This is a genomic window from Thioalkalivibrio sp. ALJ21 (genome assembly GCF_000378605.1).
Taxonomy (GTDB): Bacteria; Pseudomonadota; Gammaproteobacteria; order Ectothiorhodospirales; family Ectothiorhodospiraceae; genus Thioalkalivibrio.
This window is the reverse complement of record NZ_KB905157.1, coordinates 1-24,682: the sequence shown is the minus strand read 5'-3', so window position 1 is coordinate 24,682 and position 24,682 is coordinate 1. Positions and strand designations below refer to the sequence as shown.

Here is a 24,682-nt window from a genome sequence, read left to right as displayed (position 1 = left end):
CCGTCACACCGACGGTGACGGAGTGCGGCGGCGACCCACCGCCGCACCCAGCACCACCAGTACCAGCGCGGCCAGCACCGCCGGGCCCTCACCCAGCGCGGCGGCGGGGGTCAGCCCGGTGCGCGGCTCCAGCGTCCCGCGGACCACCTCGCGGGTGAAAAGCCCCGAACGCTCCAGGATACGGCCATCGGCATCGATCAGCGCCGAGATTCCGGTGTTGGTCGAGCGCACCATCGGACGCCCGGTCTCCACCGCCCGCACCCGGGCGATCTGCAGGTGCTGGGCCGGGGCCAGGCTGTCGCCAAACCAGGCGTCGTTGGAGACGTTGACCAGGAATCCGGCCTCCGGCAGTGCCGCGCGGATGTGGCGGGCATAGGCGGACTCGTAGCAGATACTGACCCCAGCGGTCGTCCCGGCCATCTCCATGCGGCCATCGCCCGTACCCGCGGAGAGATCCGACATCGGGATCTGCAGCAGCCGGTCCAGCCAGGCCAGGCGGTCGCGCAGCGGGATGTACTCGCCAAAGGGCACCAGCTGACGCTTGTTGTAGCCCGCGCCACTGCCGACATGCACCACCGAGTTGAAGACATCCCGCCCCTCGGCCTCGTAGTCGAAGATACCGACCACCAGCTCGCCACCGGCCTCGGCCAGCTCGCTCGCAATGCCTTCCAGGGGATCATGCACCTCGGTGTAGAACGCCGGGATCGCGGTCTCCGGCCAGACGATCAGGGCGTCCCCGACGGCCTCGCGGGTCAGCTCCCGGTAGATGTCCAGCGAATGCTCGATGCCATCCGGGGCCCACTTGCGGGCCTGGTCGATGTTGCCCTGCACCATCGCAACCGGGATCTCCTCGCCGGTGGGCTCCACCCAGCGCACGAGCCCCAGTGCCAGCGATGCGATCACCACGGTGACGGCCAACCCTGCTCCCAGCCAGCGCTTCCCCGGCAGAAATACGCTGACCACGGCCACGGCCAGCAACGCGACCATCAGGCCGGCGCCCAGCTCCCCGGCCAGGGGCAGCCAGCCCTGCAGCGGGGTGTCCAGCACCGTGTGCCCGAACAACAGCCAGGGAAAGCCCGAGAACAGCCAGGAGCGGGCCAGCTCCATCAACACCACACCCCCGGCCAGGGCCAGCAGACCGGCCGGTCGCGTCAGCGGCAGAAAACGGGCGGCCAGCGCCGCGAGCAGGGCCGGATAAAGGGCCATTACCAGCACGAAGAGCACGGTGATGAACGAGGCCACCACCAGGGGGGCCTGCCCGAACACCAGCAGGCTGTTGAAGATCCAGGTCACCCCGGTCCCGAAGAACCCGAGCCCGAAGGCATAGCCGGTCCAGGCGGCCTGCCGTGTCGGTGCACCGATCAGCAGGCCGAACCAGACGGCCAGGCCCAGGGGCGCGGCCAGAAACCAGCCGACCGGGGCAAAGGCGAGGGTCGCCCCCGCCCCGGCGACCAGGGCCAGCACCGCGATGACCCAGGCGGGCAGACGCTCGGCCAGTGGCTGCATCAGCCCCCCTTGTGCTCGCCGCCGCCGTCGGCCGGCTGGCCCTCGAAGGTCTGGCCCGGGTCATCCGAGGCCGGGGCCACGTCGGGCTCCGGCAGGCGCATCTCCAGCAGATGCAGGCGGCGGTTGTCCGCGCGCAGCACGCGAAAGCGCATCCCGTCGATCACGATCTGCTCGCCGCGGCGCGGCACATGGCCAAAGTGCGACAGTACCAGTCCGCCAATGGTGTCGAAGTCATCCTCGCTGTAGGCAGTCTGGAAGTAGGCGTTGAACTCCTCCATCGGCGTCAGCGCCTTGATGGTGTAGCGCCCGCCGGGGTGTTGCATGATCTGGGTCAGGTAGTCCTCGACATCGTGCTCGTCCTCGATCTCGCCGACGATCTGCTCCAGCACGTCCTCGATGGTCACCAGCCCGGCCACGCCACCGTACTCGTCCACCACGATCGCCATGTGGTTGCGGCTCAGGCGGAACTCCTTCAGCAGCACGTTCAGGCGCTTGCTCTCCGGCACGAACACGGCCGGGCGCAGGATCTCCTGCATGTCGAAGGCGGCATCGTCGGGCTCGCCGAAAAAGCGCAGCAGGTCCTTGGCCAGCAGGACGCCGACGACCTCGTCGCGGTGGTCCCCGACCACCGGCAGGCGCGAGTGGGCAGAGGCGACCACGTCGGGCAGGAACTCGGACAGACGCGCGTCGCGGCGCACGACCTCCATCTGCGCGCGCGGGATCATGATGTCGCGCACCTGCATGTCGGCCACGTTGAGCACGCCCTCGAGCATGGTCAGGGCCTCGGGGTCGACCAGCTCGCGACCGTGCGCATCGCGCAGCGTCTCGATCAATTCGGGCCGGGTAGCGGGATCGCGGCGCGGCCACAGGCGCGTCTTCGCGCGCTCCAGCCAGCGCCGCCAGGCAGGTTGCTCGTCAGGTACGGGTTCAGGCATTGGGGACGGTTCCGGTGGCGGGCGCGCTTGGGTCACGGGCCGGAGAGCCGGTCTGGTAGGGGTCGGGATAGCCTAACCCGGCCAGGATCGAGCGCTCAACGGCCTCCATCGCCTCGGCCTCGCCGGGTTCCTGGTGATCCATGCCCTGCAGATGCAGCAGGCCATGCACCACCATGTGACTGTAGTGGGCCCGCAGGGACTTGCCCTGCTCGGCCGCCTCGCGCGCCAGCACCGGCGCACAGAGCACGATATCGCCGAGATAGTGCGGCTCGCCCGCCGCCAGCGCGGGCAGATCGGGGGCGGGGAAGGACAGTACGTTGGTGGCGTAGTCACGCCCGCGAAAGCCCCGATTCAGTTCCAGGCCCTCGTCGACATCCACCACGCGCAGGGTTACGCCGGCCCGGCCGGCCCCGCGCCATGCGGCGCGCGCAGCCCGGCGCAGGGTAACGGCGGACGGGAGCCCCCGGCGCGGCAGGGCATACTGGACCACGACCTCAAGCGTCGCCATCGCCTCGGGGTCCGCCCTCCCGTGCCGCGTCATCCTCGTGCGCGTCATAGGCCTCGACGATGCGCTGCACCAGCGGGTGGCGCACCACATCGCCAGCCTGGAACCGGGTAATGCTCACACCCTCCACGCCCTGCAGGATCTGCATCGCGTGTTTCAGGCCCGAGCGCTGGCCGCGCGGCAGGTCCACCTGGGTGATATCGCCGTTGACTACCGCCGTGGAACCAAAGCCGATGCGGGTGAGGAACATCTTCATCTGCTCGACGGTGGTGTTCTGTGCCTCGTCGAGGATGATGAAGGCCTCGTTCAGCGTGCGCCCGCGCATGTAGGCCAGCGGGGCCACCTCGATCACCTGGCGCTCCATCAGGCGCGCGGTCTGGTCGAAGCCCATCAGTTCGTACAGGGCGTCGTACATCGGGCGCAGGTAGGGGTCGATCTTCTGCGCGAGGTCACCGGGCAGGAAGCCCAGGCGCTCGCCCGCCTCCACCGCCGGGCGCACCAGCACCAGGCGCTGCACGCGGTCCTGTTCGAGCGCCGCGACGGCGGCGGCGACCGCGAGAAAGGTCTTGCCGGTCCCGGCGGGTCCGATCCCGAAGCTCAGGTCATGCTGCTGGATCGAGGCCAGGTAGCCGCTCTGGCGCGGACCACGGCCCCGGATCACCGCGCGCTTCAGGCGCAGGGCGGGATCGGCTGCGGCCGGCTCGGCCTCCGCCAGTCCTTCCATGTGCGCGGTCTGCAGTGCGGTGTGCACCTGTTCCAGGCTGACCGGCTCCTCCTGCGCCATGCGGTGGAGGTCGTGAATCAGCGCGCCGGCGGCCTGTACTGCGGCCTTAGGCCCGGTCAGGTTGAAGCGCGGCCCGCGATTGTGCACGGCTACGCCCAGACGGGATTCGATCAGGCGCAGATGGGCATCCAGCGGACCGGACAGACGCGCCAGCGTCTCCTGGTCCCCCGGCTCCAGGGTGAAATCCAGACGATTACTCATCAATCAGGCGCCGACGGCGGCGGGCATCGCCCGCTCGACCGCACGGCCGCGCAGGGAATGCGCCAGGGCCTCGGTGATCTCGACCGGGATCATCTGTCCGATCAGGCTGGGGTCGCCCGCAAAATTCACGATGCGGTTGTTCGCCGTGCGCCCGGCCAGTTCGCCGGGATTGCGCTTGGCCGGGCCCTCGACCAGCACGGGCTCGATGTTGCCGACCATGGCCTGGTTGCGTTCGCGCCCGTGCTGCTCGATCAGGGCCTGCAGCTCGGCCAGGCGGGCCTTCTTGGTGGCCAGCGGAACGTCGTCCGGCAGCGAGGCCGCCGGCGTACCCGGACGGGCGCTGTAGATGAAGCTGAAGGAGAAATCGAAGTGCAGCTCCTCGATCAGCTTCATGGTCGCCGCATGGTCGGCGTCCGTCTCGCCGGGGAAGCCGACGATGAAGTCGGAGGACAGGTCCAGGTCCGGGCGCGCCTCGCGCAGGCGGCGGATCTTGGACTTGTACTCCAGGATCGTGTGGCCGCGCTTCATCTGCGCCAGGATGCGGTCGGAACCGCTCTGTACCGGCAGGTGCAGGTGACTGACCAGCTTGGGCTCGTCGGCATAGGCCTGGATCAGCGAATCGGAGAACTCCACCGGGTGCGAGGTGGTGAAGCGGATGCGCTCGATCCCGTCCACCGCGGCGACGTAGTGGATCAGCAGGGCGAGGTCGGCGGTATCACCGTCCTCCATCGGCCCGCGGTAGGCATTCACATTCTGCCCCAGCAGGTTGATCTCCTTGACCCCCTGCCCGGCCAGCGCCACGACCTCGGCGATCACGTCGTCGAACGGCCGACTGATCTCGTCGCCGCGGGTATAGGGCACCACGCAGAAGCTGCAGTACTTGGAACAGCCCTCCATCACCGAGACGAACGCGGTCGGGCCATCGGCCTTCGGCTCGGGCAGACGGTCGAACTTCTCGATCTCGGGGAAGGAGATATCCACCACCGGCGCCCGCTCGCGGCGCACCGACTGGATCATCGCCGGCAGGCGGTGCAGCGTCTGCGGGCCGAACACCAGATCCACGTACGGGGCCCGTTCGCGCAGGGCATCGCCCTCCTGGCTGGCCACACAGCCGCCAACCCCGATGATCACCTCGGGCCGGCGCTCCTTGATCTGCCGCCAGCGCCCCAGCAGCGAGAACACCTTCTCCTGTGCCTTCTCGCGGATGGAGCAGGTATTCATCAGCAAGACATCGGCCTGCTCAGGGTCATCGGTACGCTCCGCCCCGTGCAGCTCGCGCAGCGCGTCGAGCATGCGGTCGGAGTCGTACTCGTTCATCTGACACCCGTGTGTCTGGATGTAGACCTTGCGGATCATGCGTGCGTACTTGTGTTGGTGGACGTCAGGTACTTCTCAGAACGGGACGTCGTCGTCATCGAAGGCGCCGCCGGAGACCGGGGCGCTGCTGCGGTTGCCGCCCTGCTGGCCACCGCCGCCGTAGGAACTGCCGCCGCCATAGCCCGGATCCTGGTCGAACCCGCCGCCACCGCCGCTGCCCCCGCGGCCGCCGATCAGCTGCATGTCGTTGGCCACGATCTCGGTGCTGTAGCGGTCATTGCCGGACTGGTCCTGCCACTTGCGGGTCTGGATCTTGCCCTCGATGTAGACCTGCGAGCCCTTGGACAGGTACTGCGCGGCGATGTCGGCCAGACGCCCGAACATCACCACCCGGTGCCATTCGGTGTTCTCCCGCTTCTCGCCGGAGTTCTTGTCGGTCCACTGCTCCGAGGTGGCCAGACGCAGATTGGTCACGGTAACCCCGTTGGGGGTCTCGCGCTTTTCCGGGTCGGCCCCGAGGTTGCCGAGCAGGATGACTTTGTTGACGCCGCGGGCCATGGGAACTCCTTAGTGTCTGACGCCTTTGCAGGGCGCGGGAAACGAACCGTTAAGGAAACACTGATCAATGTACACGCTCGCGTTGGTACCCCAGGTTTTCCGAGACAAGGCGCGTCGTGCAGCGGGTAGTGGTTTTACCCGCAAGCGGCGCAACGCAGGATCGGGGAACCTGGGGTACCAACCCCGGAGGGGCTCGGCCGCTTTTGCGCGGGAACGGCGTTGCGGCTCCCTTGTGCAGAATGACTGCACGGCAGTCACCGCGCCTTGTTCGCACGCAAAAGCGACTCGAGCGCGAGCGCGTACATTGGTCAGTGTTTCCTTAATTGTAGCAGGGCGCCCGCCAGCCGGCAGCGCCCGTGGGCGGTTTTGTGCGCCAACCGGGCGAAGTGGCTCAGCCGCCGCGTGCGGCAACCACATCGGGTGGCTGCGCCAGCCAGGCCACCAGGGCCTCCGTATCCGGCCCGCCGGGGTCGACCTTGAGGTACAGCGAGCGTGCATCGGGCGACAGCGCCACCTCCACGATGCCGGGCCAGCCCACCAGCGCGTAGCGCAGCTCGGCCTCGCGACCGGCCCAGTGGGCAGGAACCCCCAGTACACGGTTGGAACGGTAGCGCGGCTGCATGCGCCAGGCGATCACAAACCAGATCAGCAGCAGGGGGACGGAGGCCAGAAAGACACCGGCGGGCCCCGCCAGCGTCAGCACGCCACCCCCGACCAGCCCCCCGGCGAAGATCCCCAGGAACTGCGCGGTCGCGAAGCCGCCCATGGCCGTCCCCTTGTGCGCGACCGGCGCCGCCCGCGCGACCAGCGACGGCAGCCCGGCCTCCAGCAGATTGAAGGCGGCGAAAAACGCCACCATCAGGGCCACAAAGAGCCACATGCCCATGCCATTGAAGAGGACCAGCGCCAGCAGGAGCTGGACCAGCACGAGCAGGCCAATCGCCCCGCGCATCACCATATGCACCCTTCGGCGGCGCTCGCCCAGGATGATACCCGGCAGCATCAGGGCAAAGCCCGCCAGCAGCACGGGCACGTAAAAGCGCCAGTGCTCGGCGCCGGCCAGCCCCAGATACTCGACCAGCAGCAGCGGGATCACGAGGAAATTGGCGGCCAGCACCAGGTGCAGCACGAAGATGCCGAGATTCAGGCGCAACAGCTCCGGTTCGCGCAGCACCTGCGGCAGCGCGGACCAGATGGGGACCATGTCCGGGTGCTGCCGCGCACGCTCCGGGTTGGGCACCCAGAACAGCAGGATCACGATCGCCAGCACCCCGAGCAATGCGGACAGGCCGAAGACGCCGCTCAAGCCGGCCGCGCGATCCACCACCGGCCCCAGCGCCATCGAGGCGGTAAAGGTCAGCCCGATGGTCAGCCCGATCACCGCGAGCGCGCGCATACGCCGCTCCTCGCCCACCAGATCGGCGGTCAGCGCCAGGATCACCGCGGCCACCGCCCCGGCGCCCTGCAGCGCCCGCCCCAGGATTACCCCGTGCACGGTCTCCGCCAGGGCCGCGACCAGACTCCCGAGCACGAAGAGTACGAGCCCGCCGAGGATCAACGGCTTGCGCCCCAGCCGATCGGACAACAGCCCGAACGGGATCTGCAGCAGGGCCTGGGTCAGCCCGTAGATCCCCAGCGCCAGCCCCATCAGGAACGGCGTGGCACCCGCGAGCGTGTCCAAGTGCAGCATGAACACCGGCAGCACCATGAACAGACCGGCCATGCGCACGCCATAGATGGCCGCGAGCCCGGAGGTCGCGCGCAGCTCGCGGGGCGTCATGCCGGTGGAATCCGCAGGGAAGGACGGGCTGTCATGCGTGCCGAGTTTACCGGCAACAACGCCACGGAAACCATGGCGGCGATCGCCGCAGTGTTACCATGAGCGGTTTGCGCCCCAACGCAGTCTGTCGGGCGCCCCTCGCACAACCAGGTGGAGTCGATACCGATCCATGGACAGCATCAGCATCCGCGGGGCCCGCACCCACAACCTGAAGAACATTGATCTCGACCTGCCGCGCGACCGGCTGATCGTGATCACGGGCGTGTCCGGCTCCGGCAAGTCGTCGCTGGCCTTCGACACCCTGTTTGCCGAGGGACAACGCCGCTACGTGGAGAGCCTGTCCACCTATGCCCGGCAGTTCCTGTCGATGATGGAAAAGCCGGACGTGGATCAGATCGAGGGGCTCTCGCCGGCGATCTCCATCGAGCAGAAAAGCACCTCGCACAACCCGCGCTCCACGGTCGGCACCATCACCGAGATCTACGACTACCTGCGCCTGCTGTTCGCACGCGCCGGCGAGCCGCGCTGCCCGGAACACGGCGAGACCCTGGCTGCCCAGACCATCTCGCAGATGGTGGATCAGGTGCTGGATCTGCCCGAGGGCGAGAAGGTGATGCTGCTGGCCCCGATCGTGCGCGGACGCAAGGGCGAGCACCACAAGCTGCTGGAGTCGATGCGCGCCCAGGGCTACCTGCGCGCCCGCATCAACGGCGAGATCCACGACCTCGACGCCCTGCCCGCGCTGGACCCCAAGCGCAAGCACAACATCGAGATCGTGATCGACCGCTTCAAGGTTCGCGAGGACCTGCGCCAGCGCCTGGCCGAGTCCTTCGAGACGGCGACCGAACTGGCCGACGGGCTGGCGCTGATCGCCTGGATGGACGAGCCCGAACACGAGCCAATGATCTTTTCCGCGCGCTATGCCTGCCCCGTCTGTGGCTATGCGCTGCGCGAGCTGGAGCCCCGGCTGTTCTCGTTCAACAACCCGGCCGGCGCCTGCCCCACCTGCGACGGCCTCGGCGTGCGCCAGTACTTCGACCCAGAGCGGGTGGTCTCGCAACCCGAACTGAGCCTGGCCGGCGGGGCAGTGCGTGGCTGGGACCGGCGCAACGCCTGGTACTTCAGCCTGCTGAACAGCCTGGCCCGGCATTACGGCTTTGACGTCGAGAGCCCCTGGCAGGAGCTGCCGGCCGAGGTCCGGGCCGTGGTGCTGCACGGCTCCGGCAAGGAGAAGGTCAAGCTGTCGACCCCGGCCGCGAATGGCCGCCTGCGCACCGACGAGCGCGTGTTCGAGGGGGTGATCCCGAATCTGGAGCGGCGCTACCGCGAGACCGACTCCGCTGCAGTACGCGAGGAGCTGGGGCGCTACCTGGCCGAACAGGCCTGCCCCGAGTGCCACGGCACCCGCCTGAATTCCGCGGCGCGTCATGTGTTCGTCAGCGACCTGACGCTCCCCGAGGTCACGCACATGAGCGTGGCCGACGCGCGGGCCTTCTTCGCCGAGCTTCGTCTGCCGGGCCGCTTCGCGCAGATCGCGGAGAAGATCGTGCGCGAGATCGGCGCGCGCCTGGGATTCCTCAATGACGTCGGGCTCGACTATCTGACCCTGGATCGCTCCGCCGACACGCTGTCCGGCGGCGAGGCCCAGCGTATCCGGCTGGCGTCACAGATCGGGTCGGCCCTGGTGGGGGTGATGTACATCCTCGACGAGCCGTCGATCGGCCTGCACCAGCGCGACAACGAACGGCTCCTGAAGACGCTTTGTCACCTGCGGGATCTCGGCAACACGGTGGTGGTCGTCGAGCACGACGAGGATGCGATCCGTGCCGCCGATCATGTGGTCGATATCGGCCCCGGTGCGGGCCGTCATGGCGGGCAGATCGTCGCCGCCGGCACCCCGGACGAGGTGGCCCGCACACCGGATTCACTGACTGGGGCCTATCTAACCGGGACACGCGCGATCGCCGTTCCGGAGAAGCGCACCGAACCGGACCCCGAGCGCGAGATCCGCGTGATCGGCGCGCGCGGCAACAACCTGAAGGGCGGCGACTTCGCGTTCCCGACGGGCCTGCTCACCTGCGTCACCGGCGTCTCCGGATCCGGCAAATCGACCCTGGTCAACAATACGCTCTACCCGGCCGTCGCCGTGGCCCTGCATGGCGGGCGCCACACGATCGCGCCGCACGAGCGCATCGACGGCCTCGAGCTAATCGACAAGGTCGTCGACATCGACCAGAGCCCGATCGGCCGCACCCCGCGCTCGAACCCCGCGACCTACACCGGCCTTTTCACGCCGATCCGCGAGCTGTTTGCCGCCACGGCCGAGGCCCGCTCGCGCGGCTACAAGCCCGGTCGCTTCTCGTTCAACGTGCGCGGCGGCCGCTGCGAGGCCTGCCAGGGCGACGGCGTGATCAAGGTGGAGATGCACTTCCTGCCGGATGTCTTCGTCCCCTGCGACGTCTGCAAGGGCAAGCGCTACAACCGCGAGACGCTCGAGGTCCGCTACAAGGGCAAGAGCATCCACGAGGTACTGGAGATGACGGTCGAGGAGGCCTTGGAGTTCTTCCAGCCCGTCCCGGTGATCCATCGCAAGCTCGAGATGCTGATGGAGGTCGGACTGTCCTACATCCAGCTCGGCCAGAACGCCACCACCCTGTCCGGTGGCGAAGCCCAGCGCATCAAGCTGGCGCGCGAGCTGTCCAAACGCGATACCGGCCGCACCCTGTACATCCTCGACGAGCCCACGACGGGCCTGCACTTCGAGGACATCGCCCAGCTCTTGCGAGTGCTCCACCGCCTGCGCGACCACGGCAACACGATCGTCGTGATCGAGCACAACCTCGACGTGATCAAGACCGCCGATTGGCTGATCGACATCGGACCGGAGGGCGGTAGCGGTGGCGGCGAGCTGCTCGTCGCGGGCACGCCCGAGTCGGTCGCTGGCACTCCGAGCAGCCACACGGGGCGCTTTCTCGCTCCCCTGCTGGGGACGCAGCAAAATCGCGCCGCTTCCGCCTGATCGTTCCGTTCAGGCCGGGGCCTGCCCCCCAAACGCAAAAAAGCCGGCCCAGAAGGCCGGCTATTGAATGCGGGTGCCGTACTCGATCAGGCGGCTTCGCCGTTCTCCTGATCCGCACTCGGCTCCGGCCGGTCGACCAGCTCGACATACGCCATCGGCGCGTTGTCGCCTGCGCGGTTGCCGCACTTCAGGATGCGCAGGTAGCCACCCGGACGGCCCTCGTAGCGCGGACCCAGCTCGGTGAACAGCTTGCCCACGATCTCCTTGTCACGCAGGCGGGCGAACGCGGTACGACGACCGTGCACGCTGTCTTCCTTCGCGAGGGTGATCAGCGGCTCGGCCACACGGCGCAGCTCCTTGGCCTTCGGCAGCGTGGTCTTGATCAGTTCGTGCCGGAACAGGGCCACGGACAGGGCCTGAAAGGTGGCCTTGCGGTGCGAGCTGTTACGGCCCAGCTGACGGCCGGAATGACGATGACGCATGAGAGATTTCCTCTGAAATACGGTTGGCGCGAAGCGCCGTGATTACTCGTTGTCGTCGCGCAGACCCGGCGGCGGCCAGTTCTCGAGACGCATCCCGAGCGACAGACCGTGAGTGGCCAGCGTGTCCTTGATCTCGGTCAGCGACTTCTTGCCCAGGTTGGGCGCACGCAGCAGCTCAACCTCGGTGCGCTGCACCAGATCCCCGATGTAGTACAGATTCTCGGCCTTCAGGCAGTTCGCCGAACGCACGGTCAGTTCCAGCTCGTCCACCGGACGCAGCAGGATCGGATCGATCGCGCCCGCGGTCGTACCAGGCACCTCGCCCGTCTCTTCCTGAAGATCCACGAACGGGGCCAGCTGACCCTGCAGGATCGTCGCGGCCTGACGAACCGCGTCATCCGGCGCGATCGCACCGTTCGTCTCGAGCTCCAGCACCAGACGGTCCATGTCGGTACGCTGCGCCAGACGGGCGCTCTCGACACGGTAGGCCACGCGGCGGATCGGGCTGAAGCTGGCATCCAGCAGCAGACGACCAATACCGGTCTCGTCGCCTTCGGCCTGACGGCGAGTACTCACCGGCTCGTAGCCGCGCCCGGCACGGGCGGTCAGGGTCATGTCGATTTCGACGTTCTTGGTGATCGTCGCGATCACATGCTCCGGGTTCACCACTTCGACATCGTGATCCACGGTGATGTCACCGGCGGTCACCACGCACGGGCCCTTTTTCTTCAGGCTCAGCGTCGATTCTTCGCGGCTGTGCATGCGCAGCGCCACACCCTTCAGGTTCAGCAGGATGTCGACCACGTCTTCCTGCACGCCCTCGATCGCGGTGTACTCGTGCAGCACGCCCTCGATACGGGCCTCGACGATCGCGGCACCCGGGATCGACGACAGCAGTACGCGGCGCAGGGCGTTGCCCAGCGTGTGACCGAAGCCCCGCTCGAGCGGCTCCAGCGCGACCTTGGCCTGGTTCCGATTCTCGGCCTCGACCTCGATCTGTTGTTTCTTGACCAGTTCGTTGGACTGCATGGTGTCTCCTGGCGGAAGGCCGCTATACGGTTACTTCGAGTACAGCTCGACGACGAGCGACTCGTTGATGTCGGCGGGCAGGTCGGAGCGGTCCGGGATCGCCTTGAAGGTGCCCTCGAACTTGCTCGTGTCCACTTCCACCCAGGACGGAAAACCGCTCTGCTCGGCCAGGGTCATGGAGTCCTGGATACGCACCTGCTTGCGTGCCTTCTCGCGAATGCTGACTACATCCGACGGCTGCACCTGGTAGGCGGCGATGTTCACCACCTGGCCATTGACCAGCACCGCGCGGTGCGAGACCAGCTGACGCGCCTCGGAGCGAGTGCTGCCGAAGCCCATGCGATAAACGACGTTGTCCAGACGGCCTTCCAGCAGCTTCAGCAGGTTCTCACCCGTGGAGCCCTTGCGCTGGGCGGCCTTCTTGTAATAGTTGCGGAACTGCTTTTCCAGCACCCCGTAGATGCGGCGCAGCTTCTGCTTTTCGCGCAGCTGCACGGCGTAGTCGGACAGGCGGGTGCGGCGTTCGCCGTGCTGCCCCGGGGCCTTGTCCAGCTTGCACTTGGTCTCCAGCGCGCGCGCCCGGCTCTTCAGCCCCAGGTCCACGCCTTCGCGGCGACTCAGCTTGCATTTCGGTCCAATGTAACGAGCCATTCTTGAACTCCAGCCTTAAACGCGGCGTTTCTTGGGCGGCCGGCAGCCGTTGTGGGGGATCGGGGTGACATCACTGATGTTGGTGATCTTGAACCCCGCATTGTTCAGCGCACGTACCGCCGACTCGCGACCCGGGCCCGGACCGCGCACCATCACGTCGAGATTCTTCACGCCGTGCTCGGCCGCAGCCGAACCGGCGCGTTCCGCGGCCACCTGGGCTGCGAACGGGGTCGACTTGCGCGAGCCACGGAAGCCGGAGCCACCAGAGGTCGCCCAGCTGATCGTGTTGCCCTGACGATCGGTGATGGTGATGATCGTGTTGTTGAACGTGGCGTACACGTGTGCCACGCCCTCGGCGATATTTTTGCGGACCTTTTTCTTGGTCCGGGTCTGCGCTTGTGCCATGTACCTGTGATCCCAGTCTGATTACTTACGAATCGGGCGACGCGGGCCCTTGCGGGTCCGGGCGTTCGTCTGCGTCTGCTGGCCGCGCAGCGGCAGGCCGCGACGATGACGCACCCCGCGATAGCAGCCCAGATCCATCAACCGCTTGATGTTCATGCTGATCTCGCGACGCAGATCCCCTTCCACCGGAATGCGATCGATCTGCGCACGCAGAGCGTCGACTTCGGCATCGGTCAGATCCCGCACCTTGATTTCCGGACGCACACCGGCGGCCTCGCAGATCTGGCGGGCCCGAGTCGGGCCAATGCCATAGATCGCGGTCAGCGCAACCACGGTGTGCTTCTGGTCAGGAATATTGATTCCAGCGACGCGAGCCATCCAACATCTCCATCAGAAACCGGCAAAGCCGGCTATAGTAGCAATGAATACCAGTGACGCCAAGCCTTAGCCCTGGCGTTGCTTGTGGCGCTTGTCCGAGCAGATCACGCGGACCACGCCATTACGCCGGATCACCTTGCAGTTGCGGCAGATCGGCTTTACGGATGCCCGTACCTTCATGGTCTTTCTCCTTCAACGGATTCCCAACGGGATGGTCTAGCGGATCCCGGTCCCGCCGAACCCCTTCAGATTCGCCTTTTTCATCAGTCCTTCGTACTGGTGCGACACCAGGTGCGATTGCAGCTGGGCCATGAAGTCCATCACCACGATCACGATGATCAGCAGCGACGTCCCACCAAAGTAGAAGGGCACGTTCCAGTACAGGATCAGGAACTCCGGCAGCAGACACACGGCGGTAATGTACACCGCACCGACCGCGGTCAACCGGGTCATGACCCCGTCGATAAACCGTTCCGTCTGGACGCCCGGCCGGATCCCCGGGATAAAGGCGCCCTGCTTCTTCAGGTTCTCCGCCGTATCGCGCGAGTTGAACACCAGCGCGGTATAGAAGAAACAGAAGAAAATGATGGCCGCCGCGTAGAAGCCCACGTACAGCGGCTGACCGGGCGCGAGCGTCGTCGACAGCTCGCGCAGCCAGTCCATGCCTTCCGCCTGCCCAAACCATTGCCCCAGGGTCGAGGGGAACAGAATGATACTCGACGCGAAGATCGGCGGGATCACGCCCGCCATGTTCAGCTTCAGCGGCAAGTGGGAAGACTGGCCACCGACGACCTTTCTTCCGACCTGACGCTTGGCGTAGTTGATCGTGACCCGCCGCTGCCCGCGTTCGACAAACACCACGAAGGCGGTCACCGCAAGCGCCAGCACGATCAGGATCACCACAAACGCCGCTGCCAGTTCACCGGTACGCGCCAGCTCCAGGGTCCCGCCAATGGCCCCCGGAAGCCCCGCCACGATCCCGGCGAAGATAATGATCGAGATCCCGTTGCCAATCCCGCGCTCGGTGATCTGCTCACCCAGCCACATCAGGAACAGCGTCCCGGTCACCAGCGATACGACCACCGTAAAGATAAAGATCGGACCCGGGTTCAGCGCCATCGGCATGCCCTGAATGGTCTGCCCGTTCAGCGCGATCCCGATGCCGATACTCTGAAACAGCGCCAGCGCCACGGTCCCGTAGCGCGTGTATTGCGTAATCTTGCGGCGGCCTTGCTCGCCTTCCTTCTTCAGCTGTTGCAGCGCAGGCACGGTCGCAGCCAGCAACTGCATGATGATCGCGGCCGAGATATACGGCATCACGCCCAGGGCAAAGATCGACAGCCGCTCCAGCGCACCCCCGGAGAACATGTTGAACATGTCCAGGATGGTGCCGCTTTGCTGTTCGAAGAACTGCGATACGGCGACCGGGTTGATCCCCGGCACCGGGATGAACGTCCCGATGCGGTAGACGACCAGAGCGCCCAGCACGAACAGCAGGCGTTGACGCAACTCGGTAAAGCCGGTGAGCCCGCCACCGGATCGTGCTGTCGCTCCACGCGCCATTATTCGGCCTCGACGCTCCCGCCGGCCGCCTCAATGGCTGCCTTGGCCCCCTTGGTCACGCCCACGCCCTTGACGACGCAGGCCTGGGTGACTTCACCGGACGCAAAGATCTTCGCGGTCTGGGTAATCTCGGGGATCACGCCGGCCTTCTTCAGGCTCTCCAGCGTAATCTCGCCGTCAACCTTGGCCAGCTCGCTCAGGCGCACCTCCGCCGAATAGCGCCGCTTGCGCGAACGAAAGCCCACCTTGGGCAGACGGCGCTGCAACGGCATCTGGCCGCCCTCGAATCCGGTCTTGGTGAAACCGCCCGAGCGGGACTTCTGGCCCTTGTGGCCACGACCGCCGGTCTTGCCCAGACCGGAGCCGATACCACGACCCACACGCTTGCCCGGCTTGCGGGCGCCGGCGGGACTGGAAATATCGTTGAGTCGCATAGGTCAGACTTCCTCTACCTTCAGCAGGTACGACACCTTGCGGACCATGCCGAGATTCTCGGGGGTGGCCTCGATCACAGAGGTGCTGTGGGTCTTGCGCAGGCCGAGGCCGCGGACGCAGGCCTTGTGGTTCTTCAGCCGTCCGGCGGTGCTGCGCACCAGGGTCAGTTTCAGCTTGCTCATGACTAGCTCGTCACTTCGTCGACAGACTTGCCGCGCTTGGCAGCGACACGTTCCGGCGAGTTCACCTTGGTGAGCCCGTCGATGGTCGCCTGCACGACGTTGATCGGATTGCGCGAGCCAACACACTTGGCCAGCACGTTGTGCACACCCGCCACCTCGAGGACCGCGCGCATCGCACCACCGGCGATGACACCCGTACCCTCGGAGGCCGGCTGCATGTAGACCTTGGCGGCGCCATGACGGCCGTTGACCGCATAGTGCAGAGTGCCGTCCTTCAGCGAGACGTCGCGCATCTCCTGACGCGCCTGCTGCATCGCCTTCTGGATCGCCTGCGGGACCTCGCGGGCCTTGCCGTAGCCGAAACCAACGCGGCCTTCGCCATCGCCTACCACGGTCAACGCCGCAAAACGGAACTGACGGCCGCCCTTGACCACTTTGGCCACGCGGTTCACGCCGATCAGCTTTTCCTGCAGGCCGTCGGTGGCTTCGCTTACATCATTACGTGCCATTTATCTTCTCCGGTGGGTCGCGTTGGACTAGAACTGCAGGCCGTTTTCACGGGCGGCGTCGGCCAGGGCCTTCACCCGTCCGTGATAACGAAAGCCCGCACGATCGAACGCGACCTGTTCGATTCCGGCTTTCTTTGCGCGCTCGGCGATCGCCTGCCCGACGCGGGCCGCCGCATCGGCGTTCCCGGTGTTGCCGGCGCTCTTCAGCTCCTTCTCGACGGTGGAGGCCGCAGCCACGACCGCGTCACCCGAAGGGGCAATGATCTGCGCATACATGTGGCGGGGCGTCCGGTGAATACAGAGACGATGCACCCCCAGCTCGCGGATCTTGAACCGCGCGCGACGCGCCCTCTTAAGTCTGGCCTCTTTCTTGTCCACTGGTGCCTACCTACTTCTTCTTGGCTTCTTTACGCACAATGCGCTCGTCTTTGTACTTCACGCCCTTGCCCTTGTAGGGCTCCGGCGGGCGGAAGGCGCGAATGTTCGCAGCCACCTGGCCCACCTTCTGGCGATCCGTCCCCTTCACTACGACCTCGGTCGCGCTGGGCGTCTCGATCGTGACCCCTTCGGGCACTTCAAACTCGATCGGGTGCGAATAGCCCAGCGTCAGGTTCAGCTTCGCGCCCTGCATCTGCGCGCGGTAGCCGACGCCCACCAGCTCGAGCTTGCGCTCGAAGCCTTCGCTCACGCCATGCACATGGTTGCCCAGGATGGCACGGATCGTGCCCGCCAGGGCCGTGTTCTTGGCGTGCTCGTTGGGCTTGACCTGTACGACACCGTCTTCGACGGTGACCGTGACAGCCTCGGGGCAGCTCAGCTGCAACTCGCCCTTCGGGCCCTTGACCTTGATCTCGCCGTCCGCCTGCTCCACGGCCACGCCGTTGGGCAGCTTGATCGGCAGATTTGCAATGCGCGACATGGCTGATTCCTCAGTAAATCTTGCAGAGGACCTCGCCGCCCTGGCCGGCGGCCCGGGCTGCGCGATCACTCATGACACCCTGCGGCGTGGAAATCACCGCGACACCGAGCCCCTGGTTAATGCGCGGGAGCTCGTCCTTGCCGCGGTAGATCCGCAAGCCCGGGCGGGAGATCCGTTCAACGCTCTCGATGACCGGACGTCCCTCGAAATATTTCAGCTTCACCACCAGCTTCTTCTGCGCGGCCTCGCCCTCCACCTGGACGTCGCCCACATAGCCCTCGTCGGCAAACACCTTGAGGATTCGCTCCTTGGCCTTGCTGAACGGGATCGCGACCTGCTCCTTGTTCGCGCGCTGCGCATTGCGCACGCGGGTCAGCATGTCGGAAATCGGATCGGTCATCATTGCTTCTGTCTCCTTACCAGCTCGACTTGCGCAGGCCCGGGATTTCGCCCTTCATGGCGTGCTCCCGCAGCTTGTTCCGCCCAAGGCCGAACCGACGGTAATAACCTTTCGGGCGACCGGTGACGCCACAGCGGTTGGTCTGTCGCACCGCCGCGGAATCGCGCGGCAGCTTCTGCAATGCATGCATCGCGGCCAGGCGCTCCTCGGAGGACTTGGTTTCGTCCACCAGGATGGCCTTCAGTTCCGCCCGCTTTGCGGCATATTTCTGGACCAGACGGGCGCGCTTCTTCTCGCGCTCGATCATCGATGTCTTCGCCATGTGCGCCTACCTCTCAGTTCCGGAACGGGAAACGGAAGGCTTCTAGCAGGGCCTTGGCTTCCTCGTCCGTCTTCGCGCTGGTTGTGATCGTGATGTCCATGCCGCGAATCTTGTCGACACGGTCATAATCAATCTCGGGAAAGATGATCTGTTCCTTGATACCCATGGAGTAGTTCCCACGGCCATCGAACGCCTTAGCGCTGAAACCACGGAAGTCTCGCACGCGCGGCAACGCCACGTTGATCAGGCGATCGAGGAACTCGTACATCTGCCGGCTACGAAGGGTCACCTTGCAACCGATCGGATAGCCGTCACGGATCTTGAACCCGGCGATCGACTTGCGGGCCTTCGTCACCACGGGCTTCTGCCCGGCGATGGCCGTCATGTCACTGACCGCGTGTTCAATGATCTTCTTGTCCGCAACTGCATCACCCAGACCCATATTCAGGGTCACCTTGGTGACACGCGGGATCTCCATCACGTTGGCATAGCTGAACTGCTTCTGCAGCGCCTGCTTCACGTTGGACTCGTATTCTTCTCTCAAGCGTTCCATAAACCGTCCGTCCGCGTTATGCGTCCACGACCTCGCCGTTCGATCGGAAGACACGCACCTTGCGGCCGTCTTCCAGTGTCTTGAACGACACGCGATCACCCTTGTCGGTTGCCGGGTTGAAGAGCATTACGTTGGAGACATCGATCGGCATTTCCTTCTCGATGATCCCGCCACCGATCCCGCGCTGCGGATTCGGCTTCTGATGCTTCTTCACCATGTTGATATTCTGGACCAGGACCTTGCCTTCCAGCACCTTGATGATGGTGCCGCGACGGCCCTTGTCCTTTCCTGCGATCACGACGACGTCGTCGCCTTTGCGAATCTTATTCATGACGACCTCACAGCACTTCCGGGGCGAGGGAGATAATCTTCATGTACTTCTCCCCTCGCAGTTCACGCGTCACCGGCCCGAAGATACGAGTGCCGATCGGCTGGTGCTGATTGTTCAGCAGCACCGCCGCATTGCGGTCGAAACGAATGATCGAACCATCGGGGCGCCGAACGCCCGCGGCGGTGCGCACGACGACCGCATTGTAGACGTCGCCTTTCTTGACTTTGCCACGCGGGATGGCGTCCTTGACGCTCACCTTGATCACATCGCCCACGCGTGCATAGCGACGGTGCGAGCCACCCAGCACCTTGATGCACTGGATGCGACGGGCGCCACTGTTGTCGGCGGCCTCGAGAACGGTCTGCATTTGAATCATGACTTCTCTCCCAGCGGCCGATTAGAGCGCGTCGTGCCCGACCACTTCGATCAGGGCAAAGCGCTTCTGCTTGGACATCGGCCGGCACTCACGGATACGCACCCGGTCACCCATGCGCGAGACATTTTCCTCGTCATGGACGTGCAGCTTGGTGCTGCGCCGAATGAACTTGCCATACAGCGGATGACGCACACGGCGTTCGACCAGGACCGTGCGGGTCTTGTCCATCTTGTCGCTGATAACGCGCCCAACGACGGATCGCTGGGTTTTGGAGACTTGCTCGGTCATCTTCTTAGCCTGCCTTTCGTTCGTTCATCAGCGTCTTGATCTGCGCGATCTCGCGCCGGACCTTGCCCACCCGATCGGGGCGCGCCAGCTGGCCAACGGCCTTCTGCATGCGCAGCCCGAACTGCTCTTTGTAGAGCGCCTCGAGCTCGGTGTTGAGCTCGTCGTCGGATTTCTTTCTCAGTTCGCTCGCTTTCATCACATCACCTGCCGACGGGTAAACACCGTCTTCACCGGCAACTTGGCGGCCGCCAGACGCATCGCCTCACGCGCCACGTCCTCGTGCACACCTTCCATTTCGTAGAGCATGCGACCAGGCTGCACCTTGCAGACCCAGTACTCGACGCCGCCCTTACCCTTACCCATACGGACTTCAAGCGGCTTCTTGGTCACCGGCACATCCGGGAACACCCGGATCCAGATCTTCCCGCCACGCTTGATGTGACGGACCATCGCGCGACGCGCGGCCTCGATCTGGCGCGCCGTAATGCGGCCCCGCTCGACGGCCTGCAGGCCGTATTCGCCGAAGCTGACCTTGGCGCCGGTCGAGGCCATGCCTCGGTTACGGCCCTTGAACTGCTTGCGGAACTTGGTTCTTTTTGGCTGCAGCATGATCTTTCAGTCCTAGCTCGCGTTGGCGGCGGCACGGGTCCCTTCGGTCGGCTCCAGGCCAAAGACCTCGCCCTTGAAGATCCACACCTTCACGCCAATGATCCCGTAGGTGGTCCGCGCTTCCGCAAACCCGTAGTCGATATCGGCACGCAGGGTATGCAGCGGCACGCGGCCTTCGCGGTACCATTCGGAGCGTGCGATCTCGGCGCCGTTCAGGCGGCCAGACACGTGCACCTTGATGCCCTGGGCCCCAAGGCGCATCGCGTTCCCGACGGCGCGCTTCATCGCGCGGCGGAACATGATGCGGCGCTCCAGCTGCTGGGCGATCCCTTCGGCCACCAGTTGGGCCTCGATCTCGGGCTTGCGCACCTCTTCGATATTGATCTTGACCGTGCCTTTCTCCAGCCCGGTCTCGCGGGCCACGTCCTGGCGCAGCTTCTCGATGTCCTCGCCCTTCTTGCCGATCACGATACCGGGACGCGCGGTCTGGATCGTAATGTGCGCGGCCTTTGCCGGGCGCGAGATACTGATGCGGCTCACCGACGCGTGGGCCAGTTTCTTCTGCAGAAACTCGCGCAGCTTGATGTCGTTGTTCAGCGTTTCGCCAAACTCGCGACCGTCGGCGTACCAGGTGGCCGACCACGGGCGAGAGATGCCCAGGCGGATGCCGGTCGGATGTACTTTCTGACCCATGCTTAGGCTCCCTTCTCGCTGACGCCGATGACGATATGGCTGGTACGCTTGAGGATGCGGTTACCGCGGCCCTTGGCACGCGCATGCATCCGCTTGAGCACCGGCCCTTCATCGACCTGGATGCGCGAGATGCGCAGCTCGTCGATATCGGCGCCGTCGTTGTTCTCCGCGTTCGCGATCGCCGACTCCAGCACCTTCTTCACAATGGCAGCCGGCTTCTTCGCGCTGAACGTGAGCTCGTTGAGCGCCTCCTCGACCCGCAGGCCCCGCACCTGGTCAGCGACCAGGCGGGCCTTTTGCGGGGAGATCCGCGCGAAACGCAGTTTTGCAATCGTTTCCATCGTTCGTCCTCAGCGCGACTTCTTGTTCGCGATATGACCCTTGAAGGTCCGCGTCAAGGCAAATTCGCCCAGCTTGTGGCCCACCATGTTCTCGTTGACGAGGACAGGCACGTGCTGCCGGCCGTTGTGGACGGCGATGGTCAGCCCGACCATTTGCGGGATGATCATCGAGCGCCGGGACCAGGTCTTGATCGGTCGACGATCGTTCTTCTCGACCGCGTCTTCCACCTTCTTGCGCAGGTGATGGTCGACGAACGGGCCTTTCTTCAGTGAACGCGGCATGCTGGGACTCCGTTACTTCTTACGCCGACGCACGATCATGCCGTCGGTACGCTTGTTATTGCGGGTCTTGTAACCCTTGGTCGGACGACCCCACGGGGTCACCGGATGACGGCCAAAGTTACGGCCTTCGCCACCACCATGCGGGTGGTCGACCGGGTTCATGGCGGTACCACGCACAGTCGGGCGAACACCCTTCCAGCGCTTGGCGCCGGCCTTGCCGTATTTCTTCAGGCTGTGCTCGGAGTGACCGACTTCGCCCACCACGGCGCGGCACTCGGACAGGACGCGGCGCATCTCGCCCGAACCCAGGCGCAGGGTCGCGTGCTGTCCTTCTCGGGCGACGACCTGTGCGGACGTCCCGGCGGAGCGGACCATCTGGGCGCCCTTGCCGGGCTTGAGCTCGACACAATGGACAGTGGTACCGACCGGGATCGAGCGCAGCGGCATGGCGTTACCCGGGCGAATCGGGGCCTGGTTGCCACTCGCGACCTGGTCGCCCTGGTTCAGACCCTTCGGCGCGATGATGTAGCGACGCTCGCCGTCGGCGTACAGCAGCAGGGCCAGATGGGCGCTGCGGTTCGGATCATACTCCAGCCGCTCGACCCGCGCCGGCACGTTGTCCTTGTTGCGCTTGAAGTCGACCACGCGGTAGCGCTGCTTGTGCCCACCACCCACGTGCCGCGTCGTAATACGGCCCGTATTGTTGCGGCCACCGGTGCGGGTCTTCTTCTCGACCAGCGCGGCATGCGGCGCACCCTTGTACAGGTTGTCGCCACGGATCTGGACCGCGTGACGACGACCGGCCGAAGTCGGATTCGTCTTGATAATCGCCATGACTAGACCTGGTCTCCTTCACCCATGTCGATGCTCTCGCCTTCGGCCAGCGCAACATAGGCCTTCTTCCAGTGATTGCGGCGCCCGAAGAGGCGGCCAAAGCGCTTCTTCTTGCCCTGCTGGTTCAGGGTGCGGACATTCTCGACCCGCACCTGGAAAAGATGCTCCACCGCCGCCTTGATCTCTTCTTTGCTCGCATCGGGCAGCACGCGGAAGACGTACTGACCGACTTCGCCGGCCATGGTGGATTTCTCGGAAACCACCGGGCCCTGAATTACCTGCATCAGACGCGCATTCATGCCAGCCACTCCTCAACCTTGCGGATCGCCGCCTCGGTCATCACGACCGTCTCCGCGCCGACCAGGTTGGCCGGGTTGATGCCGGCTACGTCGACGACGTCGATGTGCGGGACGTTACCCAGCGCACGAGCGGTCATGTCATCGGCCTCGGCGAGAACGACCAGCCCCTTCGCGAGCCCCAGCTCCTTGAGCTTGGCCACGCCGTCGCGGGTCTTGCCCGACGCCACCGCGAAGTCCGCCACCACCTTCAGCCGCTCCTGACGGACCAGCTCGGAGAGGATCGAGGCCATTGCGGCGCGATACATTTTCTTGTTCAGCTTCTGCGAAAAGTCCCGGGTGCGCGCCGCGAAGACCTTGCCGCCGCCGGTCCACAGCGGACTGCGGATCGTACCGGCCCGGGCGCGGCCCGTACCTTTCTGGCGAAACGGCTTCGCACCACCGCCGCTCACGTCGGAGCGCGTCTTCTGCGCACGGGTACCCTGGCGCTGCCCCGCGAGGAACGCGACCACGCTCTGGTGCACCAGCGACTCGTTGAAGTCGCGCTCGAAGCACACGGGCGACAACTCCACGCTGGCACCGGTATCGGCTGTCGTTACTTGCATTGTCTTCAACCCTTCGCCTTGACGGCCGGACGAATCATCACGTCAGTGCTGGGCGCACCCGGCACCGCGCCCTGGATCAGCACGAGGCTGCGATCCGCATCCACCCGAACAACCTTCAGGTTCTGGATCGTCTTGCGCTCGGCGCCCATGTGGCCCGCCATCTTCTTGCCCTTGAACACACGACCCGGGCTCTGGTTCTGCCCGATCGAACCCGGGGCGCGGTGCGCCAGCGAGTTACCGTGGGTCGCGTCTTGCGTGCGGAAGTTATGACGCTTGACCGCACCCTGGAAACCCTTGCCCTTGCTCTGAGAGGTCACATCAACGACCTGACCTTCCTCAAAGCGATCGACCGTGATGGCGTCACCCGGGGCCAGGCCCTCGAGCTCATCCGCCTCAACACGGAATTCCCAGAGACCGCGCCCAGGCTCGACCGAGGCCGCAGCATAGTGCCCCGCTTCGGGCTTGCTGACCCGGGACGCCTTGCGTGCGCCGGCCGTCACCTGGACCGCGTTGTAGCCGTCGCCTTCACTGCGCTTGATCTGGACCACGCGATTGTTGTCCACCTGCAGCACAGTCACCGGCACGGAGACGCCGTCGTCAGTGAAGACGCGGCTCATGCCTAGTTTGCGACCGATGAGTCCAATGGCCATTGCAAAACCCCTTCCGTATCGAACGGCGCTGGCAAGCGCCCTAAAGCCGTGGCCCGGCGAACAATCCCGCCGGGCCACGGAAAGCCCAATAGTATGGCAGAAAGTTACGAGTTAGTTAAGTCGAATCTGAACATTCACGCCGGCGGCGAGATCCAGCTTCATCAGGGCATCCACGGTCTTGTCGGTCGGATCGAGGATGTCCATCAAGCGCTTGTGCGTACGCAACTCGTACTGGTCTCGCGCGTCCTTGTTGACGTGCGGCGAGATCAGGACCGTGTACGACTCACGCTTGGTCGGGAGCGGGATTGGCCCCTTCACGCGGGCGCCCGTGCGCTTCGCGGTCTCGACGATCTCGGCCGCGGAACGGTCGATCAGTCGATGGTCAAAGGCCTTCAGGCGAATTCGGATACGCTGGTTTGCCATCTCACTCACTCAATAATCTTGGATACGACGCCGGCGCCGACGGTACGGCCGCCTTCGCGAATCGCAAAGCGCAGACCATCTTCCATCGCGATCGGGCTGATCAGCGACACGGTCATCTTCACGTTGTCACCCGGCATCACCATCTCGGTGCCTTCCGGCAGCTCCACCGAACCCGTCACATCGGTCGTGCGGAAGTAAAACTGCGGACGATAACCATTGAAGAACGGGGTATGACGACCGCCCTCGTCCTTGCCCAGGATGTACACCTCGGCCTCGAAATGCGTGTGCGGGGTGATCGAACCCGGCTTGCACAGCACCTGACCACGCTGCACTTCGTCGCGCCTGGTACCACGCAGCAGAATGCCCACATTGTCGCCCGCTTCGCCCTGGTCCAGCAGCTTGCGGAACATCTCGACACCCGTGACGGTGGTCTTCTGGGTGTCGCGGATACCGACAATCTCGATCTCCTCGCCCACCTTGACCACACCGCGCTCAATACGACCGGTCACCACAGTGCCGCG

At 65.3% G+C, this 24,682-nt stretch carries 37 protein-coding genes; 1 reads left to right on the top strand and 36 read right to left on the bottom strand.

Features of this window, described 5'->3' with window-relative positions:
• Positions 1-3 precede the first annotated feature (3 nt).
• From lnt to F579_RS0111365, 7 genes are all read right to left on the bottom strand, one after another.
• Positions 4-1,506 (bottom strand): apolipoprotein N-acyltransferase, encoded by a 1,503-nt coding sequence (lnt, locus tag F579_RS0111395; RefSeq protein ID WP_019024830.1) that lies wholly within the window; start codon positions 1,504-1,506, stop codon positions 4-6.
• The gene (locus F579_RS0111390; protein ID WP_019024829.1) at positions 1,506-2,441 is read right to left on the bottom strand and encodes an HlyC/CorC family transporter; all 936 of its coding nucleotides are present in this window, start codon (positions 2,439-2,441) and stop codon (positions 1,506-1,508) included. The genes lnt and F579_RS0111390 overlap by 1 nt, the downstream gene beginning before the upstream one ends.
• Positions 2,434-2,949 (bottom strand): rRNA maturation RNase YbeY, encoded by a 516-nt coding sequence (gene ybeY / locus F579_RS0111385; protein ID WP_019024828.1) that lies wholly within the window; start codon positions 2,947-2,949, stop codon positions 2,434-2,436. The genes F579_RS0111390 and ybeY overlap by 8 nt, the downstream gene beginning before the upstream one ends.
• Entirely contained in the window at positions 2,936-3,931 is a 996-nt protein-coding gene (locus F579_RS0111380) for a PhoH family protein (protein ID WP_019024827.1), read from the bottom strand. The genes ybeY and F579_RS0111380 overlap by 14 nt, the downstream gene beginning before the upstream one ends.
• Positions 3,932-3,934: 3 nt before the next feature.
• Complete coding sequence (gene miaB, locus F579_RS0111375) at positions 3,935-5,287, bottom strand: tRNA (N6-isopentenyl adenosine(37)-C2)-methylthiotransferase MiaB (protein WP_019584615.1); 1,353 nt, start codon at positions 5,285-5,287, stop codon at positions 3,935-3,937.
• 36 nt (positions 5,288-5,323) lie between these two features.
• Positions 5,324-5,806 carry a single-stranded DNA-binding protein gene (ssb, locus tag F579_RS0111370; protein WP_012983503.1) on the bottom strand — a complete coding sequence of 161 codons (483 nt, stop codon included), beginning with the start codon at positions 5,804-5,806 and terminating at the stop codon, positions 5,324-5,326.
• Positions 5,807-6,197: 391 nt separating this feature from the next.
• Positions 6,198-7,586, bottom strand: a complete 1,389-nt coding sequence (locus F579_RS0111365; RefSeq protein WP_019024825.1) for an MFS transporter — start codon at positions 7,584-7,586, stop codon at positions 6,198-6,200.
• A gap of 169 nt (positions 7,587-7,755) precedes the next feature.
• Here F579_RS0111365 and uvrA point away from each other — a divergent pair, with 169 nt between their 5' ends.
• Entirely contained in the window at positions 7,756-10,605 is a 2,850-nt protein-coding gene (uvrA, locus tag F579_RS0111360) for an excinuclease ABC subunit UvrA (protein WP_019024824.1), read from the top strand.
• An 86-nt stretch (positions 10,606-10,691) separates the two neighbouring features.
• On the opposite strand, the gene rplQ is transcribed toward uvrA, so the two are convergent.
• From rplQ to F579_RS0111215, 29 genes are all read right to left on the bottom strand, one after another.
• Positions 10,692-11,087 carry a 50S ribosomal protein L17 gene (gene rplQ, locus F579_RS0111355; RefSeq protein ID WP_018138191.1) on the bottom strand — a complete coding sequence of 132 codons (396 nt, stop codon included), beginning with the start codon at positions 11,085-11,087 and terminating at the stop codon, positions 10,692-10,694.
• A 42-nt stretch (positions 11,088-11,129) separates the two neighbouring features.
• Complete coding sequence (gene rpoA, locus F579_RS0111350) at positions 11,130-12,116, bottom strand: DNA-directed RNA polymerase subunit alpha (RefSeq protein WP_012983507.1); 987 nt, start codon at positions 12,114-12,116, stop codon at positions 11,130-11,132.
• A 30-nt stretch (positions 12,117-12,146) separates the two neighbouring features.
• Positions 12,147-12,767 (bottom strand): 30S ribosomal protein S4, encoded by a 621-nt coding sequence (gene rpsD / locus F579_RS0111345; RefSeq protein ID WP_012983508.1) that lies wholly within the window; start codon positions 12,765-12,767, stop codon positions 12,147-12,149.
• A gap of 15 nt (positions 12,768-12,782) precedes the next feature.
• Entirely contained in the window at positions 12,783-13,172 is a 390-nt protein-coding gene (gene rpsK / locus F579_RS0111340; protein WP_012983509.1) for a 30S ribosomal protein S11, read from the bottom strand.
• 21 nt (positions 13,173-13,193) lie between these two features.
• Positions 13,194-13,550 carry a 30S ribosomal protein S13 gene (gene rpsM / locus F579_RS0111335; protein WP_012983510.1) on the bottom strand — a complete coding sequence of 119 codons (357 nt, stop codon included), beginning with the start codon at positions 13,548-13,550 and terminating at the stop codon, positions 13,194-13,196.
• Between the two features lie 66 nt (positions 13,551-13,616).
• Positions 13,617-13,730, bottom strand: a complete 114-nt coding sequence (gene rpmJ / locus F579_RS0111330) for a 50S ribosomal protein L36 (RefSeq protein ID WP_012983511.1) — start codon at positions 13,728-13,730, stop codon at positions 13,617-13,619.
• A gap of 36 nt (positions 13,731-13,766) precedes the next feature.
• On the bottom strand, positions 13,767-15,113 hold the full coding sequence (gene secY, locus F579_RS0111325) for a preprotein translocase subunit SecY (protein WP_012983512.1): 1,347 nt from the start codon (positions 15,111-15,113) through the stop codon (positions 13,767-13,769).
• A complete protein-coding gene (gene rplO / locus F579_RS0111320) occupies positions 15,113-15,547 on the bottom strand; it encodes a 50S ribosomal protein L15 (RefSeq protein ID WP_019024823.1) in 435 nt (144 codons plus the stop codon). The genes secY and rplO overlap by 1 nt, the downstream gene beginning before the upstream one ends.
• 3 nt (positions 15,548-15,550) lie before the next feature.
• Positions 15,551-15,730, bottom strand: a complete 180-nt coding sequence (rpmD, locus tag F579_RS0111315) for a 50S ribosomal protein L30 (protein WP_012983514.1) — start codon at positions 15,728-15,730, stop codon at positions 15,551-15,553.
• A 2-nt stretch (positions 15,731-15,732) separates the two neighbouring features.
• The gene (rpsE, locus tag F579_RS0111310; RefSeq protein ID WP_012983515.1) at positions 15,733-16,239 is read right to left on the bottom strand and encodes a 30S ribosomal protein S5; all 507 of its coding nucleotides are present in this window, start codon (positions 16,237-16,239) and stop codon (positions 15,733-15,735) included.
• 27 nt (positions 16,240-16,266) lie between these two features.
• On the bottom strand, positions 16,267-16,617 hold the full coding sequence (rplR, locus tag F579_RS0111305; RefSeq protein WP_019024822.1) for a 50S ribosomal protein L18: 351 nt from the start codon (positions 16,615-16,617) through the stop codon (positions 16,267-16,269).
• Between the two features lie 10 nt (positions 16,618-16,627).
• Positions 16,628-17,158 carry a 50S ribosomal protein L6 gene (gene rplF, locus F579_RS0111300; RefSeq protein WP_017926378.1) on the bottom strand — a complete coding sequence of 177 codons (531 nt, stop codon included), beginning with the start codon at positions 17,156-17,158 and terminating at the stop codon, positions 16,628-16,630.
• Between the two features lie 10 nt (positions 17,159-17,168).
• Entirely contained in the window at positions 17,169-17,561 is a 393-nt protein-coding gene (gene rpsH, locus F579_RS0111295; RefSeq protein ID WP_017926379.1) for a 30S ribosomal protein S8, read from the bottom strand.
• A 13-nt stretch (positions 17,562-17,574) separates the two neighbouring features.
• The gene (gene rpsN / locus F579_RS0111290) at positions 17,575-17,880 is read right to left on the bottom strand and encodes a 30S ribosomal protein S14 (protein WP_012983519.1); all 306 of its coding nucleotides are present in this window, start codon (positions 17,878-17,880) and stop codon (positions 17,575-17,577) included.
• Between the two features lie 13 nt (positions 17,881-17,893).
• The gene (gene rplE, locus F579_RS0111285; protein WP_012983520.1) at positions 17,894-18,433 is read right to left on the bottom strand and encodes a 50S ribosomal protein L5; all 540 of its coding nucleotides are present in this window, start codon (positions 18,431-18,433) and stop codon (positions 17,894-17,896) included.
• 16 nt (positions 18,434-18,449) lie between these two features.
• Entirely contained in the window at positions 18,450-18,764 is a 315-nt protein-coding gene (gene rplX, locus F579_RS0111280; RefSeq protein ID WP_012983521.1) for a 50S ribosomal protein L24, read from the bottom strand.
• A gap of 7 nt (positions 18,765-18,771) precedes the next feature.
• A complete protein-coding gene (gene rplN, locus F579_RS0111275) occupies positions 18,772-19,140 on the bottom strand; it encodes a 50S ribosomal protein L14 (RefSeq protein ID WP_012983522.1) in 369 nt (122 codons plus the stop codon).
• Between the two features lie 21 nt (positions 19,141-19,161).
• Positions 19,162-19,428 (bottom strand): 30S ribosomal protein S17, encoded by a 267-nt coding sequence (gene rpsQ, locus F579_RS0111270; protein ID WP_012983523.1) that lies wholly within the window; start codon positions 19,426-19,428, stop codon positions 19,162-19,164.
• 4 nt (positions 19,429-19,432) lie between these two features.
• The gene (gene rpmC, locus F579_RS0111265; RefSeq protein WP_017926380.1) at positions 19,433-19,624 is read right to left on the bottom strand and encodes a 50S ribosomal protein L29; all 192 of its coding nucleotides are present in this window, start codon (positions 19,622-19,624) and stop codon (positions 19,433-19,435) included.
• On the bottom strand, positions 19,624-20,037 hold the full coding sequence (gene rplP / locus F579_RS0111260; protein ID WP_012983525.1) for a 50S ribosomal protein L16: 414 nt from the start codon (positions 20,035-20,037) through the stop codon (positions 19,624-19,626). The genes rpmC and rplP overlap by 1 nt, the downstream gene beginning before the upstream one ends.
• A gap of 12 nt (positions 20,038-20,049) precedes the next feature.
• Positions 20,050-20,730, bottom strand: a complete 681-nt coding sequence (gene rpsC / locus F579_RS0111255) for a 30S ribosomal protein S3 (protein WP_012983526.1) — start codon at positions 20,728-20,730, stop codon at positions 20,050-20,052.
• A 2-nt stretch (positions 20,731-20,732) separates the two neighbouring features.
• Entirely contained in the window at positions 20,733-21,071 is a 339-nt protein-coding gene (gene rplV / locus F579_RS0111250; protein WP_012983527.1) for a 50S ribosomal protein L22, read from the bottom strand.
• 9 nt (positions 21,072-21,080) lie between these two features.
• Positions 21,081-21,353: a 30S ribosomal protein S19 gene (rpsS, locus tag F579_RS0111245; protein WP_012983528.1), complete on the bottom strand. Its 273-nt coding sequence runs from the start codon at positions 21,351-21,353 to the stop codon at positions 21,081-21,083.
• 12 nt (positions 21,354-21,365) lie between these two features.
• A complete protein-coding gene (gene rplB, locus F579_RS0111240; protein ID WP_012983529.1) occupies positions 21,366-22,187 on the bottom strand; it encodes a 50S ribosomal protein L2 in 822 nt (273 codons plus the stop codon).
• A 2-nt stretch (positions 22,188-22,189) separates the two neighbouring features.
• Complete coding sequence (gene rplW / locus F579_RS0111235) at positions 22,190-22,486, bottom strand: 50S ribosomal protein L23 (RefSeq protein ID WP_012983530.1); 297 nt, start codon at positions 22,484-22,486, stop codon at positions 22,190-22,192.
• Complete coding sequence (gene rplD, locus F579_RS0111230) at positions 22,483-23,088, bottom strand: 50S ribosomal protein L4 (protein WP_012983531.1); 606 nt, start codon at positions 23,086-23,088, stop codon at positions 22,483-22,485. Before rplD ends, rplW begins: the two co-directional genes overlap by 4 nt.
• Positions 23,089-23,093: 5 nt before the next feature.
• On the bottom strand, positions 23,094-23,738 hold the full coding sequence (rplC, locus tag F579_RS0111225; RefSeq protein WP_012983532.1) for a 50S ribosomal protein L3: 645 nt from the start codon (positions 23,736-23,738) through the stop codon (positions 23,094-23,096).
• A 111-nt stretch (positions 23,739-23,849) separates the two neighbouring features.
• Positions 23,850-24,161 (bottom strand): 30S ribosomal protein S10, encoded by a 312-nt coding sequence (gene rpsJ, locus F579_RS0111220; protein ID WP_012983533.1) that lies wholly within the window; start codon positions 24,159-24,161, stop codon positions 23,850-23,852.
• A 5-nt stretch (positions 24,162-24,166) separates the two neighbouring features.
• The coding region (locus F579_RS0111215) for an EF-Tu/IF-2/RF-3 family GTPase (protein WP_019025625.1) at positions 24,167-24,682 on the bottom strand (516 nt) is incomplete at its 5' end.

Excerpts from the sequence above, each read along its gene's own strand:
- rpsC (WP_012983526.1), bottom strand. The coding sequence starts at position 20,730 with ATGGGTCAGAAAGTACATCCGACCGGCATCCGCCTGGGCATCTCTCGC.
- lnt (WP_019024830.1), bottom strand. The coding sequence starts at position 1,506 with ATGCAGCCACTGGCCGAGCGTCTGCCCGCCTGGGTCATCGCGGTGCTG.
- rplB (WP_012983529.1), bottom strand. The coding sequence starts at position 22,187 with ATGGCGATTATCAAGACGAATCCGACTTCGGCCGGTCGTCGTCACGCG.
- rpsJ (WP_012983533.1), bottom strand. The coding sequence starts at position 24,161 with ATGGCAAACCAGCGTATCCGAATTCGCCTGAAGGCCTTTGACCATCGA.
- secY (WP_012983512.1), bottom strand. The coding sequence starts at position 15,113 with ATGGCGCGTGGAGCGACAGCACGATCCGGTGGCGGGCTCACCGGCTTT.
- rpsN (WP_012983519.1), bottom strand. The coding sequence starts at position 17,880 with ATGGCGAAGACATCGATGATCGAGCGCGAGAAGAAGCGCGCCCGTCTG.
- rplN (WP_012983522.1), bottom strand. The coding sequence starts at position 19,140 with ATGATTCAAATGCAGACCGTTCTCGAGGCCGCCGACAACAGTGGCGCC.
- ybeY (WP_019024828.1), bottom strand. The coding sequence starts at position 2,949 with ATGGCGACGCTTGAGGTCGTGGTCCAGTATGCCCTGCCGCGCCGGGGG.
- rpmD (WP_012983514.1), bottom strand. The coding sequence starts at position 15,730 with ATGAGCAAGCTGAAACTGACCCTGGTGCGCAGCACCGCCGGACGGCTG.
- rplC (WP_012983532.1), bottom strand. The coding sequence starts at position 23,738 with ATGGCCATTGGACTCATCGGTCGCAAACTAGGCATGAGCCGCGTCTTC.
- rpoA (WP_012983507.1), bottom strand. The coding sequence starts at position 12,116 with ATGCAGTCCAACGAACTGGTCAAGAAACAACAGATCGAGGTCGAGGCC.
- rpsK (WP_012983509.1), bottom strand. The coding sequence starts at position 13,172 with ATGGCACAAGCGCAGACCCGGACCAAGAAAAAGGTCCGCAAAAATATC.
- F579_RS0111365 (WP_019024825.1), bottom strand. The coding sequence starts at position 7,586 with ATGACGCCCCGCGAGCTGCGCGCGACCTCCGGGCTCGCGGCCATCTAT.
- F579_RS0111390 (WP_019024829.1), bottom strand. The coding sequence starts at position 2,441 with ATGCCTGAACCCGTACCTGACGAGCAACCTGCCTGGCGGCGCTGGCTG.
- rplQ (WP_018138191.1), bottom strand. The coding sequence starts at position 11,087 with ATGCGTCATCGTCATTCCGGCCGTCAGCTGGGCCGTAACAGCTCGCAC.
- rplV (WP_012983527.1), bottom strand. The coding sequence starts at position 21,071 with ATGGAAACGATTGCAAAACTGCGTTTCGCGCGGATCTCCCCGCAAAAG.
- uvrA (WP_019024824.1), top strand. The coding sequence starts at position 7,756 with ATGGACAGCATCAGCATCCGCGGGGCCCGCACCCACAACCTGAAGAAC.
- rpmC (WP_017926380.1), bottom strand. The coding sequence starts at position 19,624 with ATGAAAGCGAGCGAACTGAGAAAGAAATCCGACGACGAGCTCAACACC.
- rplP (WP_012983525.1), bottom strand. The coding sequence starts at position 20,037 with ATGCTGCAGCCAAAAAGAACCAAGTTCCGCAAGCAGTTCAAGGGCCGT.
- rplX (WP_012983521.1), bottom strand. The coding sequence starts at position 18,764 with ATGAATAAGATTCGCAAAGGCGACGACGTCGTCGTGATCGCAGGAAAG.
- ssb (WP_012983503.1), bottom strand. The coding sequence starts at position 5,806 with ATGGCCCGCGGCGTCAACAAAGTCATCCTGCTCGGCAACCTCGGGGCC.
- rpsD (WP_012983508.1), bottom strand. The coding sequence starts at position 12,767 with ATGGCTCGTTACATTGGACCGAAATGCAAGCTGAGTCGCCGCGAAGGC.
- F579_RS0111380 (WP_019024827.1), bottom strand. The coding sequence starts at position 3,931 with ATGAGTAATCGTCTGGATTTCACCCTGGAGCCGGGGGACCAGGAGACG.
- rpsE (WP_012983515.1), bottom strand. The coding sequence starts at position 16,239 with ATGGCACGTAATGATGTAAGCGAAGCCACCGACGGCCTGCAGGAAAAG.
- rpsM (WP_012983510.1), bottom strand. The coding sequence starts at position 13,550 with ATGGCTCGCGTCGCTGGAATCAATATTCCTGACCAGAAGCACACCGTG.
- rplD (WP_012983531.1), bottom strand. The coding sequence starts at position 23,088 with ATGCAAGTAACGACAGCCGATACCGGTGCCAGCGTGGAGTTGTCGCCC.
- rpmJ (WP_012983511.1), bottom strand. The coding sequence starts at position 13,730 with ATGAAGGTACGGGCATCCGTAAAGCCGATCTGCCGCAACTGCAAGGTG.
- miaB (WP_019584615.1), bottom strand. The coding sequence starts at position 5,287 with ATGATCCGCAAGGTCTACATCCAGACACACGGGTGTCAGATGAACGAG.
- rpsS (WP_012983528.1), bottom strand. The coding sequence starts at position 21,353 with ATGCCGCGTTCACTGAAGAAAGGCCCGTTCGTCGACCATCACCTGCGC.
- rplW (WP_012983530.1), bottom strand. The coding sequence starts at position 22,486 with ATGAATGCGCGTCTGATGCAGGTAATTCAGGGCCCGGTGGTTTCCGAG.
- rpsQ (WP_012983523.1), bottom strand. The coding sequence starts at position 19,428 with ATGACCGAGCAAGTCTCCAAAACCCAGCGATCCGTCGTTGGGCGCGTT.
- rpsH (WP_017926379.1), bottom strand. The coding sequence starts at position 17,561 with ATGATGACCGATCCGATTTCCGACATGCTGACCCGCGTGCGCAATGCG.
- rplE (WP_012983520.1), bottom strand. The coding sequence starts at position 18,433 with ATGGAACGCTTGAGAGAAGAATACGAGTCCAACGTGAAGCAGGCGCTG.
- rplO (WP_019024823.1), bottom strand. The coding sequence starts at position 15,547 with ATGCGACTCAACGATATTTCCAGTCCCGCCGGCGCCCGCAAGCCGGGC.
- rplF (WP_017926378.1), bottom strand. The coding sequence starts at position 17,158 with ATGTCGCGCATTGCAAATCTGCCGATCAAGCTGCCCAACGGCGTGGCC.